Annotated in this window: 15 protein-coding genes and 2 pseudogenes; 5 read left to right on the top strand and 12 right to left on the bottom strand. The window is 69.0% G+C overall.

Going from position 1 to position 14,974, the window contains the following annotated elements; genetic code table 11:
• Positions 1-183 precede the first annotated feature (183 nt).
• A complete protein-coding gene (gene polX / locus ACIOHC_RS29690; RefSeq protein ID WP_365689964.1) occupies positions 184-1,911 on the top strand; it encodes a DNA polymerase/3'-5' exonuclease PolX in 1,728 nt (575 codons plus the stop codon).
• A gap of 431 nt (positions 1,912-2,342) precedes the next feature.
• Here polX and ACIOHC_RS29685 read toward each other — a convergent pair.
• Positions 2,343-2,668, bottom strand: a pseudogene (locus ACIOHC_RS29685) (transposase); the annotation flags it as partial.
• A 200-nt stretch (positions 2,669-2,868) separates the two neighbouring features.
• Between ACIOHC_RS29685 and ACIOHC_RS29680 the strand changes: the two are divergent.
• Positions 2,869-3,336 carry an ester cyclase gene (locus ACIOHC_RS29680; protein ID WP_365689965.1) on the top strand — a complete coding sequence of 156 codons (468 nt, stop codon included), beginning with the start codon at positions 2,869-2,871 and terminating at the stop codon, positions 3,334-3,336.
• Positions 3,337-3,610: 274 nt separating this feature from the next.
• Here ACIOHC_RS29680 and ACIOHC_RS29675 read toward each other — a convergent pair whose 3' ends face one another.
• Positions 3,611-3,766, bottom strand: coding sequence for a hypothetical protein (locus ACIOHC_RS29675; RefSeq protein ID WP_365689966.1), 156 nt, complete (start codon positions 3,764-3,766; stop codon positions 3,611-3,613).
• A gap of 105 nt (positions 3,767-3,871) precedes the next feature.
• The gene (locus ACIOHC_RS29670; protein ID WP_365689968.1) at positions 3,872-4,294 is read right to left on the bottom strand and encodes a VOC family protein; all 423 of its coding nucleotides are present in this window, start codon (positions 4,292-4,294) and stop codon (positions 3,872-3,874) included.
• A gap of 139 nt (positions 4,295-4,433) precedes the next feature.
• Here ACIOHC_RS29670 and ACIOHC_RS29665 point away from each other — a divergent pair, with 139 nt between their 5' ends.
• On the top strand, positions 4,434-5,423 hold the full coding sequence (locus ACIOHC_RS29665) for a WYL domain-containing protein (RefSeq protein WP_351086230.1): 990 nt from the start codon (positions 4,434-4,436) through the stop codon (positions 5,421-5,423).
• A gap of 212 nt (positions 5,424-5,635) precedes the next feature.
• A pseudogene (locus ACIOHC_RS29660) lies at positions 5,636-5,819 on the top strand (IS5/IS1182 family transposase); the annotation flags it as partial.
• An 18-nt stretch (positions 5,820-5,837) separates the two neighbouring features.
• Here the strand turns inward: ACIOHC_RS29660 and ACIOHC_RS29655 are convergent.
• The gene (locus ACIOHC_RS29655) at positions 5,838-6,143 is read right to left on the bottom strand and encodes an ester cyclase (RefSeq protein ID WP_401844726.1); all 306 of its coding nucleotides are present in this window, start codon (positions 6,141-6,143) and stop codon (positions 5,838-5,840) included.
• Between the two features lie 67 nt (positions 6,144-6,210).
• Positions 6,211-6,627, bottom strand: a complete 417-nt coding sequence (locus ACIOHC_RS29650; protein WP_365689970.1) for a DUF3224 domain-containing protein — start codon at positions 6,625-6,627, stop codon at positions 6,211-6,213.
• Between the two features lie 240 nt (positions 6,628-6,867).
• Between ACIOHC_RS29650 and ACIOHC_RS29645 the strand changes: the two genes are divergently transcribed.
• Entirely contained in the window at positions 6,868-7,347 is a 480-nt protein-coding gene (locus tag ACIOHC_RS29645; protein WP_351086224.1) for a hypothetical protein, read from the top strand.
• 237 nt (positions 7,348-7,584) lie between these two features.
• Here ACIOHC_RS29645 and ltrA read toward each other — a convergent pair whose 3' ends face one another.
• From ltrA to ACIOHC_RS29610, 7 genes are all read right to left on the bottom strand, one after another.
• Positions 7,585-9,036, bottom strand: coding sequence for a group II intron reverse transcriptase/maturase (ltrA, locus tag ACIOHC_RS29640; protein ID WP_365689971.1), 1,452 nt, complete (start codon positions 9,034-9,036; stop codon positions 7,585-7,587).
• Between the two features lie 694 nt (positions 9,037-9,730).
• Positions 9,731-10,723: a sugar kinase gene (locus ACIOHC_RS29635; protein ID WP_389637147.1), complete on the bottom strand. Its 993-nt coding sequence runs from the start codon at positions 10,721-10,723 to the stop codon at positions 9,731-9,733.
• 5 nt (positions 10,724-10,728) lie between these two features.
• Positions 10,729-11,598, bottom strand: a complete 870-nt coding sequence (locus ACIOHC_RS29630) for an SMP-30/gluconolactonase/LRE family protein (protein ID WP_389637129.1) — start codon at positions 11,596-11,598, stop codon at positions 10,729-10,731.
• Positions 11,595-12,236 (bottom strand): bifunctional 4-hydroxy-2-oxoglutarate aldolase/2-dehydro-3-deoxy-phosphogluconate aldolase, encoded by a 642-nt coding sequence (locus ACIOHC_RS29625; RefSeq protein ID WP_401844683.1) that lies wholly within the window; start codon positions 12,234-12,236, stop codon positions 11,595-11,597. Before ACIOHC_RS29625 ends, ACIOHC_RS29630 begins: the two co-directional genes overlap by 4 nt.
• Complete coding sequence (locus ACIOHC_RS29620) at positions 12,224-13,081, bottom strand: hypothetical protein (RefSeq protein ID WP_401844681.1); 858 nt, start codon at positions 13,079-13,081, stop codon at positions 12,224-12,226. The genes ACIOHC_RS29625 and ACIOHC_RS29620 overlap by 13 nt, the downstream gene beginning before the upstream one ends.
• Positions 13,078-14,223 carry a galactonate dehydratase gene (gene dgoD, locus ACIOHC_RS29615; RefSeq protein WP_351082350.1) on the bottom strand — a complete coding sequence of 382 codons (1,146 nt, stop codon included), beginning with the start codon at positions 14,221-14,223 and terminating at the stop codon, positions 13,078-13,080. Before dgoD ends, ACIOHC_RS29620 begins: the two co-directional genes overlap by 4 nt.
• A complete protein-coding gene (locus ACIOHC_RS29610; protein WP_351082348.1) occupies positions 14,220-14,963 on the bottom strand; it encodes a FadR/GntR family transcriptional regulator in 744 nt (247 codons plus the stop codon). The genes dgoD and ACIOHC_RS29610 overlap by 4 nt, the downstream gene beginning before the upstream one ends.
• Between the last annotated feature and the right edge of the window lie 11 nt (positions 14,964-14,974).

Here is a 14,974-nt window from a genome sequence, read left to right as displayed (position 1 = left end):
GTACGCCTCAGACGTCGCTGCGCGGATCCTCCTGACTTCCAGTACGCCCTCGGGCCCATGGCTTCGCGCGTTGGAGGGGCCTAAAGGCACGTCGAGGTGCGACGCCCTCCTTCGGGTCGCAGTGCCGCCGGGCACATGCCCTCAACTGGCATGTCGGACGGGTCGGTTCCTAGACTGTGAGACGTGGTCCGGCCCAACGAGGAGGTCGAGGCACTCCTTCAGGAGTACGCGGACCTCATCGCCATCACCGGAGGCGACGCGTTCAAAGCGCGCGCCTACGAAAAGGCCGCCCGCGCGATCGGCGGCTACCCCGCCGATGTCTCCCACCTCGACATCAAGGGACTGAAGGAGATTCCGGGTGTGGGTAGGTCGATCGCCGAGAAGGTCATCGAGTACTTCCGCACCGGCAAGGTCACAGTGGTCGAGGAGAGGCGGGCCCGGATTCCCTCAGGGGTACGGCAGCTCATCACCATCCCCACCCTCGGCCCCAAGAAGGCGATGGCACTCTACGAGGATCTGCACATCTCCACGGTCGGCGAGCTGGCGGACGCCATCAAGGCGGAGAGGCTGCGCGACCTGAAGGGCTTCGGGGAGAAGACCGAGAGCAACATCCTGCACGGCATCGCCCTCATGCAGCAGGCCGGAGAGCGGATCCTGCTGAGCACCGCCATGGAGCCCGCCGAGGACATCGTCACGGAGCTCTCCCGGATCAGCGGCTGTGAAAGCTGTGCGTACGCCGGATCGCTGCGCCGCATGAAGGAAACCATCGGCGACATCGACATCCTCGTCGCCGCCGACCGGTCTGCCCCCTTCATGGACGCACTCACCGAACTGCGCTCCACCGCCGAGGTCATCGCACGCGGCCAGAAGAAGACCTCGATCCGTACAGTCAAGGGCATCCAGGTCGACCTGCGCGTGGTGCGACCGGAATCGTGGGGCGCCGGCCTGCAGTACTTCACCGGCTCGAAGGCACACAACATCCGCACCCGGACGATCGCCGTCCACCTGGGGCTGAAGCTCTCCGAGTACGGAGTGTTCGAAGCCGAGGGTGGAAAGCGGGTCGCCTCCAGCTCCGAGGACGAGGTGTACGCCAGGCTCGGCCTGCCCTGGATCCCGCCCACGCTGCGCGAGGACCGAGGAGAGATCGAAGCCGGCCTGCGCGGCGAGCTGCCCGACGTAGTGACCGAACAGGACATCCGCGGAGACCTGCACACCCACACAGACCTCACCGACGGCCTCGCGCCGCTGGAGGAGATGGTGGCAGCGGCCGCCGAGCGAGGCTACGCGTACTACGCGGTCACCGACCACGCACCGAACCTGTACATGCAGCGCATGACCGACGAGAAGGTCCTTGCCCAGCGCGAGCTCGTGCGGTCACTGAACGGCCGGCAGCACGGGATGCGGCTGTTGCACGGCATCGAGCTCAACATCGGCCCGGACGGGGAAGTGGACTGGCCCGGCGAGTTCCTCCAAGGCTTCGACATCTGCGTGGCCTCGGTGCACTCCCACTTCAACCTCGGCCGGGAGGCGATGACCCGCCGGATCGTACGCGCCTGCGAGAACCCCCACATCAACATCATCGGCCACCCCACCACCCGTCTGATCGGCAAACGGCCAGGCATCGACGCCGACCTCGACGAGGTGTTCGCCGCCTGCGCCCGCACAGGCACCGCACTGGAGATCAACGCCCAGCCCGACCGCCTCGACCTGGGCGACGAGGACATCCTCCGGGCCAGGAGTCACGGGGCGAAGTTCGCCGTCGACACCGATGCCCACTCCGTCCTCCACCTCGCGTACCTCCGCTACGGACTCGGCGCGGCACAACGTGGATGGCTCACTTCGGAAGATGTGATCAACACATGGCCATTGCGGCGGTTGCGCCCGTTCCTGCGAAAAGACCGGGCGGACTGATGCACACAGGTGTCCCCACAGGCATCGCGTAGTGGTCGTGGCCGGTGCTCACACGTCGAGCGTCACCGGGCACGTCCAGCCCTCCGGCCCGGGTAAAGGCCGGTTCGTGCAGCGTGACCGCCTTCGGCGCGGCCCCCGTCATTGGAGGCGACCCGGCATCAGCCATCTGGCAGACCAACCGTCCCAGCATCACTCTGGCCGTGCCCTGCTGCAATTCCCTGCCTGCGGGGTTACCCATCCGCGCCACCCGAGGCACGACACACCAACCGGTCGGTTCCCAGTCCTCGGCGAGCGGCAGGAGTAACCCGCTCCCGCGCGTAGTGGACTTCGGGGGGGCGGGTCTTGTCGGCCTTCCTCGCTGGGGTGATCGCCTGACCGGGGTGGTCACGCCTGAGGTCGGGGTATCCGTCGCCCATGAGCACCTCCTCGTCGTCCCAGCGGCGGGGGCTCACTTCACCTCCCGAGCGAAAGGGCGGCTGCCCGCCGCAGGATCGCGCTCCGGCTGCCACTCCTTCTCCGCCTTCGGTAGTCGTGCGTTCTCCGCCCGCAACCGAGCCAGTTCCTCAGCCCGACTCGCGGCGCTCGGGGGCGGTGCCTGCGACTCGTTTTCCTTGCGGCCCCACGTCCGCAGCGACTCGGCGGTGATACCCAGGTCCGCCGCCACCGCTGTGTATGTGCGCCAGCCGCCGCCCGCGGCGCGGTGGAGCACGACCGCGTCCTTCCCGAACTCCTCCGGATACGGACGGTCGCGTCCCACCTGGACATCCTCCCTGGACCATCAAGATTCATTGCCAGGGTGTCCGCTCCAAAGGACCAGCCTCTTGTGACATCTGATCCAGGTCGTCGTCCGCGCATCGCGTCACATTCCCGGGGGGTGTGTCGTCCTACTGCGGAGAAACCGTACTGCTGAGACACCGTCCAGCGCGCGGCGAAGGAACAGACCAGAGGAGATACCGCATGTCGACAGCCTGGGCAACAAGCAACGCAGCGACGCTCAACCGCTTCCACTCCGCCGTGAACAGCGGCGACCTGGAGATCATCTCGAAGGCCATCGACGAGTTCGTCGCACCGGACATGCTCTTCCACGCGCCGGTTCCGATGGACGCGACGGGAGCGGAAGCCCTGAGGCGGGTGTGGGAGGTACTCCTGCGCGCGTTCCCCGACATCCACGTTGCCGTCGAGGAGACGATCGCGGAGGGCGACAAGGTCGTCTCCAGGAACACGGTGACCGGGACCCACCGGGGCGAGTACCAGGGCCTGCCGCCCACCGGAAAGACCGTCACCTACAACGAGATCTTCATCTTCCGCTTCGTCGCCGGGCGGATCGCCGAGATCCGGGGCGTCGTCGACGTCCTCGCGCAACTGCGCCAGCTCGGGGCTTTTCGTCCTGACGAGGGCCGCGGGACCCCGGGGCCGCCACGGTGAGTGGAGTGGCGGCGCACAACGGCATCGCCGGACCTCTTGACGCAGCTGAGTTTCGACACCGTAACTGCTACCGAGAGGTCCTGGTCGTTCGTGTCACTTCAGCGGTTCCCGCCCGGATCTGGCGATCAGTTCGTTCACGGGCTCCGGGGTACGCGGAAAGCCCCGTCGCGGCCGGCGACGGGGCTGATGAGCAGGTGTCGGGCTGCTGCCAGGGCCCACGGTCGGCGGCCGCAGGCCCCATGCCTACGGGAACCTGTCTGACGGCAGGCGCCGGTCAGATCAAGGTGAACCATTGGGCGGGTGCGTCCAGGTCGCACCTGTGCCGGACGATCGGCGCGCCGTCCTCGGGGCTTCCCTTCGAGCCGAACGTCATGGTGCCCGGGCAGTGGACGCTGATGACTTCGATGCCGGTCCGGCCGAGCTGACGCATTCGCATAACAGTGTTCACTTGCCATATGTACCGACGGTCGTCGGCGTCACTGATGCCGAAAAGTGAGCGGGGCGGGTGCCCACAGGGTGCCCGCCCCCGGGTGGGTCAGCCGTTGTAGGGGGCAGTGACGTCCAGGACCCAGGTCACACCGAAGCGGTCGGTGAGCATGCCGTACAGCGGCGCCCACGCCGCGGGCTCCAGCGGACGCAGCACGTTCGAGCCGCCGGCCAGACGCTGCCACAGGGCGCTGATCTCATCGGCGTCCTCGCCGCGCACGGACACGAAGAACGGGTTGGTGCCCTGTTCGTACGGCATCGCCGAGGGCACGTCGTAGGCCATGACGTGGAAGCCGTTGTCGGCGACCACCTCGCCCCACATGACCCAGTCCGCCTCGCTCTCGTTCTGGACGTTGCCGGCGTCCTTGTAGGTCACGGCGACGGTGCGCCCGCCGAAGACGGACTGGTAGAAGTCCAGCGCTTCGCGGGCAGCGCCACGGAAGTTGAGATGCGTGGTGGTGGTGACGGACATGGCCTGCTCCTAGCCTGATATGTGCCGATTAACACGATCACAGCCACGATGGGGCGAAATGCCCTGATCCGTGATCTGGGATCCACCGTGCCACCCATAGAGGACAGCTTGTGTCCTCTACTTCGGTCACCATGAGGACATGCAGAAAACTTCCTCGCGGCTCCTCACACTGCTCTCCCTGCTCCAGACCCGCCGGGAACGGAGCGGAGAGGACCTGGCCGAGCGGCTGGAGGTGACCGTGCGCACCATTCGCCGCGACGTCGACCGGCTACGCTCTCTGGGCTACCCCATCGCAGCGGCCAAGGGGCCCGCCGGCGGATACCGCCTGCAGCCCGGAACGCATCTGCCTCCGCTGCTCTTCGACGACGAACAGGTCATCGCTCTGGCCGTCGCCCTGCAGGGCACCGCCCACCCCGCGATCGCAGAGGACGCCGACCGCGCACTCGCAACGATCCGTCACGTACTGCCCCCGCGCCTACGGCAACGCATCGACGGACTCCGAGTCACCACCCTCCGCCCACCCGAACAGGAGACCTCGGCCACCAAGGCCCTTGACCTGCTCACCACCTTGAGCACCGCGATCCAGAGCCGCGAAGAACTGCGCCTGGACTACACCCCGCACCTCGACGCCGCACCGCAGCAACGCCGGGTGCAGCCACACCACCTCGTGGCCTGGCGCACCCACTGGTACCTGCTGGCCTGGGACCTCGACCGCGACGACTGGCGAACCTTCCGCACCGACCGCACGACCCCACGTACTCCAACGGGCCCGCGCTTCACCCCACGCCAGGTGCCGGGCCAAGACATCGCTTCGTTCGTCACCGGCCGTTTCCGCGGTTCCGACGGCACCGACGCCACCTGGCCCTGCCAAGGCGAGGTAACCCTGGACCTCCCCGCCACAGAGGTCATCCCCTACACCTCCGACGGCATAGTCGAGCCCCTCGGCCTCACACGATGCCGCCTCATCACCGGATCCTGGTCCTGGACTGCACTCGCCGCCGGCCTGGGCCGCTTCGACGCGGACATGCACGCCATCAGCCCGCCAGCCCTCCGCCAAGCCTGCTCCACACTCGCCCAGCGCTACGCCAACGCCGCAGCCCCGGGTGCGGAGCGAACGCAAGGCGCCTGATTGAAGCACCACGAGAGCTCTCACCCGGGCGCACCGGCCACGAACTCTTCGCGAACCACGGATGAACAGCGCCCGGTCGTCGGCGTCGTCAACTACGTGGCACGGCGCTTGCCGACCACTGACCCCCGCGCTTCGCTGTCAGGGCCCGCACGCAATCAACGGAATGAGTGGCCGAGGAGTCGTGTACAGCCACCTTCGAGTGTTCACGTGCGCCAGTCGACCATGACACCGAGCTCTACAAGGAACAAAAATGCCGTCGAAGGCACGATCAACAGGATGAAGGCATGGCGAGGCATCGCCACCCGCTATGACAAGACCCCCGGGAGCCACCTCGCCGGCCTCCACCTCCGCGCCTCGATGATCTGGATCAAGGACCTCACACGAGCCGCCCCTTGATCACAACCAATACGCTCCCTAGCCGGCCGGCCGGGCGAGACTGGACAGTCCCCATAGCTCGGCGATGAGGCCGTGCTGAACTCGGAAGATCTCCATCATGGTGGGTGCAGGCTCCGCGCCGTTCAACACGGAGTTCGAAAGCCCGCGCAGCACGGAACGGACGGCGACCCGGTCGCGGTCCACAAGCATGTCCTCGACGGAGAGCTGAATGTCGGGATGGGATGCGAACATCCTGGCCCATGCATCCGCGACAGCCCCGATTCCAGCCGCTCTCAGCGGGTGACTCACGAAGTCCGGTGCGAGGATCGTCTCCAGGGCGGCCAGGTCCCCCGGCCATTGAATGCCTCGTACATGCGCAGGCCGACGGCCCTTGCTTCATTCGCTTCGCCTGTCATCGACCGACTTCCAACTCGTAGTCGAACCAGATCCGATGCGTTCCATCAGCGTCGACGGCAATTCCTCCAGCACCGGAGATCCCGGCCAGCTCTTCCGTGCCGCTCGCGGGCACGATGGTGAAGAACTCCGCAGTGCGACCGCGGCCGGACGTCGTCGCCGAGTGCACGAAGTTGAAGGCGCCGGCCCGGCCGCGCAGCGAGCCTTCGAACGATTCCATGGCCACATAGGTGCCCAGGCCGGTCGTCTGGTCGAAGGCAGCGGTGAACAGGGTCGCCGAGCGACCGGCAACCGCGCCTTCGAAGTGCTTCTCCATCGTTGCGACACCCACCGGAAGCCCGGTGGACACAGCCGGGTCCGGTTTCAGCTCAGTCGGTACGAACGCTTTGACAGTGAACGTTCCTGTAGCTCTCATGGCATGACCGTATCGGCGCGGTCTGACACCGCTCTCCCTCTGGATGGCGAAAGCTGAAGCGCCTGGCCCGCAGCGCGGACGGCTGGTCGGGATCTACCGTCTCACCTCCGCTGCCAACCGCAATCCGCGGTTGATCACGACTCGATACGCGCCCTGAGGCGTTCTTCGAAAGTGCTGGTCACAGCCATTCGTAGCGAAAGCCACTGGTGCCGGCGCACCGATTTGGACAAGCTGCGACACATGGACTGGACGCCCCTGCTCTCCACACTGACCGGTGCCGTCATCGGCATCGCAGCCACTCTGATCGCCGACCGCAACCGTTGGCGGCGGGAGGAAGCCAGGCATGCTCTGGAAGTACGGCGCGAGGTTTACACGGAGTATGTCTCCGCCCTCAAAGCCGCGGGTGAGGAGATACGGGCCGTCGCCCTGGGCGACCACATGTCCGAGTCGGCACGTGACGCGGCGGTGCGGGAGGCCGTGCGCGGCACCGGCATCTACACGGCGAGCGAACGCCTCTGGCTCGTGGGCCCGCCGCAGGTCGTGGCGGCGGGGAACGAGGCGTTCCACTGCCTGCGCGCGATCCGCGACGCCTATGCCCGTGGAGTGGCTGTCGGCTGCGCCGACGACGCGCCCCTGATAGAGCGGCGACGCAAGGCCATGGCGCAGATGCGTCGCCTCATGCGTGAGGACCTGGGCATCGGACCCCTCGGAATCGAGTGAAGCGCGGTTCGAGCGGGAGCCGTACGCCTTGTCGGCCCGGACCTTGTCCGGCCGGGTGCGCGGACGGCCCGGCCCGAACCCCCACGTACACCACCACGAGGCAAGAACGACTCCGGCCGATCCCGCTGAGTAAGCCCGGGGCGCGGTGCCGAGATTGCTCACGGCCCGTTTCCCCGGACTTCTCGCCGAACCCGCCGTGCGCCTCTCAACGCAACGGGCTCTCCACGGCTTTTGCCGTCAGGATTCTCGCAAGTGCCAAGGGCAGGGGATCGACTTGCTGCGGTAGCGATACCGAGTTACCGGGATCGCACTAATCTTCCGCAGCTCGATCTCGCCCGCCGTGATTGGCAGCCAACGCCCGGAGGCGGTGACGAACCGGCGGCGGACTTCCGACCACGTCCAGTGATGCCGCTCGCGCAACATGCGGATGATCCTCCACCACGTGAAGTTGTCCACCATGCTGAATGTGTTCTTCGCGACGGCATGCCGGAAGTAGTTGGCCCATCCGCGCATAACCATGTTCAAGCTGGTCAGCACGTATCCCAGGTCCTGCTGTGACGTCTTGCGGGTCAGCGCACGAATCTTCGCCTTCACCGACCGTAGAGGTCGCTGAGCGACGAAGGTGTAGACGTACCACTTATTCGTTCCTCGCTTGCGGCGCCACTGGACGTGGAACCCCAGGAAGTCGAAACCCTCGCTCATGTTCACGACACGGGTCTTCTCTGATGAAAGCCGGAGACCCATCGGCCGTAGGACGTGAGCTATCTCCTGGCGCAGCATCTCAGTATCCTGCTCAGTCCCGTGGACCAGAACAACGAAGTCGTCTGCGTAGCGGACAACTCGCCAGTTCGGCAGGCTCTTGATACGCCGTCTTTCTCTCCGTCGCTGTGTCGACATCACGCCACCTGGTTCCCACCCCGCGTGCAGGTGCTCGTCGAGCACTGACAAGGCGATGTTGGCCAGGAGGGGCGAGATGACGCCTCCCTGCGGTGTCCCGGTATGCGTGTCCTGAAGTTCCCCGAGTTCCGTGAGGACCCCGGCTTTCAAGAACGCCCTCACCAGGGCAAGGACCCGTTTGTCCTTGATCCTCTCCCGAACACGGGCCATCAGCGGGGTGTGTTCGATCTCGTCGAAACACGCCCTGATGTCCGCGTCCAGAACCCACCGGTATCCGCGGGTTCCGAAGAAGTGGATCTCAGCCATGGCGTCCTGGGCCCGCCGGTTGGGCCGGAACCCGTAAGAGACCGGCTTGAAGTCGGCCTCGAAAATCGGTTCCAGCACCAGCTTTAGGGCAGCCTGAACGACCCGATCAGCAACGACAGGAATTCCCAGTCGCCTGACCTTCCCTGACCCTCCTGGCTTGGGAATCTTCTTCTCCCGCACCGGAAGGGCTCGGAATGTACCCGCCTTGAGTTGGGTGCGCAGGTCGTCCAGGAATCCAGGGACTCCGATCCGCTCTTCCACGTCATGGACCGTGAGGTCGTCGACGCCTGCGGTTCGGGCTCCCCGGTTGCCGGCCACCCGGTCGAACGCAACAAGTAGCGTCGCCGGGTCGTGCACAAGGTTGAACAAGTCGTCGAACCGGCGACTGGAGTCAGTCGCCGCCCAACGGTGAAGTTTGGTCTGCATCTCCGATACCCGCTGACGAGGCCCCGGCGGGGATTGTTCCAGCAGGGCACCGATGTTCATCGGTGCATCTTTCGGCATTGCAGCCTCCTCCCCTCTCAAACCGCTGCCGCCCTTCCCCATGTGCCGGGCTTTCCCCGGCTCGGAGTACTACGCCGACTCCGCCCCGGCCATCCCGTTCGGCAGTCGATGCGCCTATCCCGGCTTGTGGGCTGGAGGCCCACCGACCGGGAACCGAAATGGCCGGTTCCCGTGTTCACTGTGATCCGCTCGGTGAAGGAGGAGCCCGGCTGTATCCCAGCGGCATCGCCATGAGTACGCCGCAGACATTCCTCATGGCCTCCCGGGCGCAAAGAATAAGACGCCCCAGAAGTTCCGGCCGCCCAACAGCGACCGTGCGCACCGCACCCGACCCATATCCGCCAGATTTGAGCCGGTGACGAAGTTAGGACGTAACGATGCCGGTTCCTCTCGTACTCCTCTCCACCACGCTTACCGGACCCGCACCATCTGGCAGTACTGGCACGTCCCGACGTTGTCAGGGCTGCTCCCGCCCTCCCCGGCATCACCCGGGTCAGGCTGCCCTCAGCTCCACCGCCCTGCTGCGACAGGGTCGGCGACGGAGGTCTCTCACCTCCGCTCGGACCAACAGCGCCTCACGGCGCAAACTCCGCATTCGTCAGATCCCCACGGCCCATGCAGCCAGCCCGCCCCAACACCCCACTCACGTCGGGAGATCCGGGAAACAGCGCCCGGGTCACCCGCCGCCCGCCCACTCCTCGGGGGTCTTGTCCAGCAGCGCCGCGAGGCGGGCGCGGTCCGGCAGCGGGCCGTGGTCGCCGGTCACACGCAACGCGGCGCCCGCCGTGAGATGCCCCAGCCGCAGTGCCCGTACGGCGTCCTCGCCGCGCAGCAGCCCGGCGAGGAACCCGGCCGCGAACGCGTCACCGGCGCCCACCGGTTCGACGACCTCGACCCTGGGCGCGGGCACGGTGTGGACCTCGGGGCCGTCGAAGGCGGTGGCCGCCCGCGCTCCGTCCTTGACGACGAGGATGCGCGGTTCCGGCAGCAGGTCCCGCACGGCGAAGGCGTCGCCCAGTCCGTCTCCCCACAGGGCCTGTGCCTCGTCGAGGCCGACGAACGTGATGTCTGCCCGTCGGGCGAGCCAGAGCAGGACGACGGCCGCCGTCCCGTCCGGCCACAGAGCGGCCCGGTGGTTGACGTCGAAGCTGACGGGGCAGGGGCGTTCACCGGTGGCGGGCTCCAGCAGTGCGGTGACCAGGTCCCGGCAGTCTGGCGAGAGCGCCGGGGTCACGCCACTCAGGTGGACGAGCCCGGCGGAGCGCACGGCCTCGTCGTCCAGGAGGTCCGGGGTCAGAGCCGAGGCGGCCGAGCCGCGGCGGTAGTAGTGGACCCGAGTGCCGTCGGTGCCGGGGTCCTTGACGAGGACTCCGGTCGGCCGGTGGCGATCGGTTCGTACGCCGCTGATGTCAACGCCCGACGCGGCCACTTCGGCACGGATCCGGCGTCCGAAGGGGTCGTCGCCCAGCGCGGAGACCCAGCGGGCGGGTACCCCGTGGTCGGCGAGGTACATTGCCACGTTGGACTCGGCGCCCGCGATCCGCACCCCGAGCAGACCGGCCCCGTCCAGTGGGGCGGCGGGCTCCGGGACCAGCGCGGCCATGGTCTCACCGATGCAGGTCACTGGTCCCGGGGCGGGCCGCCAGCCGGCTTCGCGGGACGCGTGGATCGCCGTCACTGGGCGCCCCCCGGCCGGTAGGCGGACGCAGGCGGGCCGGGAACCTCGACCCGCACGGCGAAGACCGCGCCGTCCAGCGGTCCGGGTGCGGCGAGACCGTGCCGGGCGCTGGTGACGTACAGGGTGTCCCCGTCGAGGCACACTCCGGCGGGCTGCACCGCGGGAAGCCGGATCTGCCGGTCCAGGGTGCCGTCGGCGCGGTAGCGGCGGACGGTGCCGGTGCCCCAGACCGCGGTCCACAGGGCGCCCTCGGCGTCGACCGTCATGCCGTCCGGGCTGCCCCGGTCGAGCACGGCGAAGGTGTCCGGCGCGCCCGGCAGCCCGCTGTCCGGGTCGACGGGGTAGCGGCGGATGACGCCCTTCGCGCTGTCGGCGAGGTACATCACGGTGCCGTCCGCACCGAACGCAGGGCCATTGGGCACGGTGAGGCCGTCCAGCACCCGGACCACCGCTCCGTCGTGGCCGACCCGGTAGAGGGAGCCCGCGCCCTCCACGGCGTCGTACGCCATGCTGCCCGCCCAGAACCGGCCCTGTGGATCGGCGGTGGCGTCGTTCATCCGCATCGGCGTGGCAGCCCCGTCCTCGGGGCGGCCGAGCCACTCGGGGCGGCCGTCCGGGGTGATCAGGCAGATGCCGGTCCCGGCGGCCGCGATCCAGTGGCCGGGGTACCCGTGGACGGGGGCGACCGCGCCCAACGTCTCGGTGATCCGGGCCAGTTCGGTCAGCGGGGCCGTACGGTCGGCGGGGCCGGTCAGCAGCCGTCCGGTGAGGATGTCGACGAGGACGATGCCGCAGTCGACCGCGCGGATCCCCTCGCCGAGCCCGAGCCGGTCCTGCCACTGGACGGCCGGTGCGCCGGCGCTCATCGCCCGGCGTCCGCGGGAAGGCGTACGACATCGAGGAAGGCGCGGGTGCGTTCGCGCAGCGCGTCGAGGCTGCCCCCGTCGGCCGCGTCGCCGACCAGTGGGGAGCCGACGCCCACGGCGGTCGCGCCCCGGGCGAGATAGCTACGGGCCAGTTCGGCGTCCACTCCCCCGACCGGCACGAACGGCGCGTCCGGGAACGGCCCGCGCAGCGCCTTCAGATAGCCGGGGCCACCGGCCTGCTCGGCGGGGAAGATCTTGTACGCGTCGGCGCCGAGCCGTTGCGCGGCGACGATGTCGGCCGGGGTCATCACTCCGGCCAGTACGGGCAGCCCGAGGCGCTTGGCCTCGGTGACGCCCTCGCAGACGGCCGGGGTGACGACGAAGTCTGCTCCCGCGTCGCGTACCGCCTGTGCGTCCTCGGCGGACAGGACGGTGCCCGCGCCGAGCGGCGCTGTCGGGCCGAGGGCGGCGCGGGCCCGGCGGATGACGTCGAGCGTGTCCTTTCCGCTGAGGGAGACCTCGATGAGGGCAAGGCCCTGTTCGGCCAGGGTGAGTACGGTCCTGAGCGCGGCATCCGCGTCGGCGCCGCGCACGATGGCGACGATCCGGTGGGTGCGCAGCGCGGTCAGCAGATCCATGTGCGGGTTCCCTTTCCCTTCTGAACTGGTGTTGCTGTCCCTGTCTGCATTTCCGCCTCCGCCGTCACGGTGAGGCTCCAGCGGACCTCGCCGCTGTCCGGGACGCGGGCGGCGTCCCCGTCCCCCGCGGCCGCCAGGTCGAAGACCCGGCCGAGCATCGGCTCGACCCCGATGGAGCGGTACGGCACCTGCTCGGGAAAGCCCCCGAGGTTGCGCCACAGCGCGACGGAGACCGGCTGGCCCTCGGCCTCGACGGCCAGCCGCAGAGTGGCCGCGCCGTCGTGGACGTACACCTGCGCGGCGTCGACGATCGCACCGACGGCCGTCCCGTCGTCCGGACCGAGCCGGTCGAGCCCGCCGTCCCGGCCGGGCTGCGAGGGCCAGGAGCAAGGGGTCCAGTCCGCGCCACCGTCCGGGTAGAAACGGGTCGGCGCGCCGTTCCGGATCGCGATGCGGGCACCCGGCGCGAGGTCGAGCAGGGCATGGGCGGCCCACAGGAAGCGGTAGCCGGGGTCCGCCGTGAGCCGGTAGTCGACCACCACCCCGTCCCCGCCGGCATGGACCAGACGGCTGAGTCCGAAGTCGGGGCAGTCGACGGACTCGGTGCCGTCGGCGGCCCGTTGCCAGGGCCGGGCCCAGGCGTCGCCGTGGTCGGGAGTGCCGCGCACCGTCGGTACGCACTCCTCCAGTCCACCGGCGTCGGCGAAGGCGTCGCCCGGACGGACGCCGGAACGGCGCGGCTCCTCCCGATGCCAGAGCCATTCGCGTCCGGCCGCCCGCAGGGACGTCCACCGTCCGCCGTGCGCCGGGTCGGTCCCGATCCGCGGCGGGGTCGTGGCGCTCACCACTCGGCGAAGGCGCCGTCGTCGTGCCGCCACACCGGATTGCGCCAGGCGTGTCCGGCGCGGTCGGCCGCGCGGACGGCGGTCTCGTCGACGGTGATGCCGAGCCCCGGCAGGTCCGTCCGCCGGGCCTGTCCGTCGTCGAAGCGGAACGGTTCGGTGTCGACGACGTACGAGAGCAGGTCGGCGTCCTTGTTGTAGTGAATGCCCCGACTCTGCTCCTGGATGAGGAAGTTCGGGGTGGCGAAGGCGATCTGGAGGCTGGCCGCGAGGGCGATGGGGCCGAGCGGACAGTGCGGGGCGAGTTGCACCCCGTAGGTCTCGGCGAGCGAGCCGATGCGGTGGACCTCGGAGATGCCCCCGGCGTGCGAGAGATCCGGCTGGGCGACCGCGATCCCGGCCGTCAGGGCGGGCAGGAACTCGGCGCGCCCGTAGAGCCGTTCGCCGGTGGCTATGGGGACGGCGGTGGCTCCGACGAGGGCGGGCAGCAGATGCCCCTGCTCGGGCAGGAGGGGTTCCTCCACGAACAGCGGGTGCAGCGGCTCGATGGCGTGCAGCACCCGGCGCGCCCCGGCAGGACCGAATCTTCCGTGCATGTCGATGGCGACGTCGCGGCCGGGACCGAGCACCTCGCGGGCGGCGGCCACCCGTTCGACGACGGCGGCGGTCTCGGCGGGGGTGACCAGTGGTGAGGTGCGGCCCGCCGCGTTCATCTTGACGGCGGTGAAGCCGGCCTCGACCTGGGCGGTGATCTCGTCGGCGAGCCGGGCGGGTTCGTCGCCGCCCACCCAGGCGTAGACCCGGACCCGGTCGCGCACGGGGCCGCCGAGCAGTGCGTGCACGGGGGCACCGTAGGTTTTTCCCGCGATGTCCCACAGGGCCTGGTCGATTCCGGCGACGGCGCTGGAGAGTATCGGGCCGCCCCGGTAGAAGCCGCCCTTGCTGAGCACCTGCCAGTGGTCCTGGATGCGCAGCGGGTCCTGTCCGATCAGATATTCGGCGAGGACGTCGACGGCGGCCCGGACCACCTCGGCCCGGCCCTCGACCACGGGTTCACCCCACCCGACCACTCCGTCGTCGGTCTCGATCCGGCAGAACAGCCAGCGGGGCGGGACGAGAAAGGTCTCGATGCGTGTGATCTTCACCGGGTCCCGGTCCCCTCGTCGGTGGCCGCGCCGGTGCCGTGGACCCGGTCGAGGTCGCGTATGGCCTGGTCGAGCAGGGTATGCATGGCGCGTTCGGCGGCGGCCGGGTCCTGCGCCCGCACGGCGTCCAGAACGGCACGGTGACTGGGTACGGGGTCCTCGCCGTGCAGCGAGCTGTGCACGATCTCGTCGCGGTGCGCGAGGCCGGACTCGATGACCATCTCCATGCGTTCCAGCAGTTCGTTGTGGGTGGCCGCGAGGAGCGCGCGGTGGAAGGCGAGGTCCGCCTCGACCGCGTGGGCCGCGCCGCCCTCCTGCTCACCCATCGCGGTGAGGGCCGCTTCGAGTGCGTCGAGGTCGGTATCGGTGCGGCGTTCGGCGGCCAGCCGGACGGCGGCCGGCTCGATGATGCCGCGAACCTCGCCGAGGTTGCGCAGCAGCGCCAGGTCGGCGCCGGATTCGGGGCCGCCCGCGAACTGCCAGCGCAGCACGTCCGCATCGAGCAGATTCCAGTCGGAGCGGGCTCTGACGAAGGTGCCGCGCTTCTGGCGCGCGTCGACCATCCCCTTGGCCGCGAGAACCTTCAGGGACTCCCGCAGGGCGGTCAGGCTGACGTCGAGTTCGCCCTGGAGCGCCACGAGGTCGAGTGTCGCCCCTTCGGGGATCTCGCCGCTCAGGATCCGGCGCGCAAGAGTCTCCACGGTCTGGCCGTGCACTCCGCGGCGCGCGTATGGCGTCATGTCTGTGTGCC

The organism is Streptomyces sp. NPDC088252, from assembly GCF_044740965.1.
In the GTDB taxonomy this organism is placed as follows: Bacteria; Actinomycetota; Actinomycetes; order Streptomycetales; family Streptomycetaceae; genus Streptomyces.
This window is presented reverse-complemented; position numbering and strand designations above follow the sequence as displayed.

What these genes read in the sequence shown, in the direction of transcription:
- ACIOHC_RS29680 (WP_365689965.1), top strand. Translation starts at nt 2,869, where the DNA reads ATGTCGACAGCCTGGGCAACAAGCAACGCAGCGACGCTCAACCGCTTC.
- ACIOHC_RS29675 (WP_365689966.1), bottom strand. Translation starts at nt 3,766, where the DNA reads ATGCGTCAGCTCGGCCGGACCGGCATCGAAGTCATCAGCGTCCACTGC.
- ACIOHC_RS29670 (WP_365689968.1), bottom strand. Translation starts at nt 4,294, where the DNA reads ATGTCCGTCACCACCACCACGCATCTCAACTTCCGTGGCGCTGCCCGC.
- ACIOHC_RS29665 (WP_351086230.1), top strand. Translation starts at nt 4,434, where the DNA reads ATGCAGAAAACTTCCTCGCGGCTCCTCACACTGCTCTCCCTGCTCCAG.
- ACIOHC_RS29650 (WP_365689970.1), bottom strand. Translation starts at nt 6,627, where the DNA reads ATGAGAGCTACAGGAACGTTCACTGTCAAAGCGTTCGTACCGACTGAG.
- ACIOHC_RS29645 (WP_351086224.1), top strand. Translation starts at nt 6,868, where the DNA reads ATGGACTGGACGCCCCTGCTCTCCACACTGACCGGTGCCGTCATCGGC.
- ltrA (WP_365689971.1), bottom strand. Translation starts at nt 9,036, where the DNA reads ATGAACATCGGTGCCCTGCTGGAACAATCCCCGCCGGGGCCTCGTCAG.
- ACIOHC_RS29630 (WP_389637129.1), bottom strand. Translation starts at nt 11,598, where the DNA reads ATGAGCGCCGGCGCACCGGCCGTCCAGTGGCAGGACCGGCTCGGGCTC.
- ACIOHC_RS29625 (WP_401844683.1), bottom strand. Translation starts at nt 12,236, where the DNA reads ATGGATCTGCTGACCGCGCTGCGCACCCACCGGATCGTCGCCATCGTG.
- ACIOHC_RS29610 (WP_351082348.1), bottom strand. Translation starts at nt 14,963, where the DNA reads ATGACGCCATACGCGCGCCGCGGAGTGCACGGCCAGACCGTGGAGACT.